The organism is Pseudomonas rossensis (assembly GCF_039888995.1).
GTDB classification, from domain to species: Bacteria; Pseudomonadota; Gammaproteobacteria; order Pseudomonadales; family Pseudomonadaceae; genus Aquipseudomonas; species Aquipseudomonas rossensis.
Window position 1 is genome coordinate 1 of record NZ_JBBWCB010000428.1, and the last position, 225, is coordinate 225.

Sequence of the window (225 nt, forward strand, 5' to 3'; positions counted from 1 at the left end):
GCGCCAATCGCAACGACCTCATCCGCTGGGCCATTAATCAGGTTCAACCTCACATGTATGTGCCCCTGCCGAATAACGGCACCTCGAACCAGCAGCGCTTTGGAGCCACGTTCACAGGAGACGACGGGGCATCTCGCGAGGTGTATACCGTGTTTCAGCTCGACACCCTTATCAGCATCGGCTACAGGGGCCCTGAGACGCGAGGTGAACTGATCTCTGCCGCGT

General features: G+C 58.7%; 1 protein-coding gene. It reads left to right on the forward strand.

Annotated features, from left to right (window positions below; all coding sequences use genetic code 11):
• Positions 1–225: hypothetical protein (locus WLY71_RS31160; RefSeq protein ID WP_347806622.1), on the forward strand; the 225-nt coding region annotated here is incomplete at both ends.